Consider the following 722-nt stretch of genomic DNA (forward strand, 5'->3'; position numbering starts at 1 on the left):
TCCCGGTCGCCGCCGTCGAAGCCCTCAAGATGCTGGGCACGAACGGCGGGGGCGTCTTCGCCGCCAATTCCGCGCACCCCTTGGAGTATCCGGGACACCTCTCGAATCTGCTCTCGATTCTCGGCATGCTCCTCATTCCGTCGGCCTTGACGCGTGTCTACGGACGGATGGTCGGCAAGCCCGCGGAGGGCCGCACGCTCTGGTGGGTGATGGCGGTGGTCTTCTCTTTGGCCTATGCCGCCGTCGTCTGGATCCAGGCCCAGGGCGGGAATCTCCTGACTTCGGTCGGGGCCGCCCCGGCGGCGATGCCGCTCGAAGGCACGAAACTGCGCTTCACGCTCCCTGAAACCGCACTCTTCACCACCGCCACCACCGCCGCCTCCTGCGGTGCGGTCAACATGGCGCTGGACGGGCTCGCTCCCGGCGCATCCGCCGCGCCGCTCCTTCTCATGCTCCTGGGTGAAGTCGTCTTCGGGGGCGTGGGGACTGGGTTGACCGGGATGATCGTGATGGTTCTGCTCTGCGTTTTCCTTGCGGGTCAGATGGTGGGACGAAGCCCCGAGTACTTGGGCCGCAAGCTCGACCCCGCCGTCATGAAGCGGGTCGCCTTCGCGATCCTGGCCGTGCCGGTGATCGTGCTGATCGGGTCGGCGCTCACCGTCCTCATGAGCAGCGGGGTCGGCACCACCCTCACGACGACCGACACCCCTGCGCACGTCTTC

At 67.3% G+C, this 722-nt stretch carries 1 protein-coding gene; it reads left to right on the top strand.

Annotated features, from left to right (window positions below; translation table 11 throughout):
- The coding region (locus HMPREF9440_RS11075) for a potassium-transporting ATPase subunit KdpA (RefSeq protein ID WP_008543779.1) at positions 1–722 on the top strand (722 nt) is incomplete at both ends.

It is taken from the genome of Sutterella parvirubra YIT 11816 (genome assembly GCF_000250875.1).
GTDB classification, from domain to species: Bacteria; Pseudomonadota; Gammaproteobacteria; order Burkholderiales; family Burkholderiaceae_F; genus Sutterella; species Sutterella parvirubra.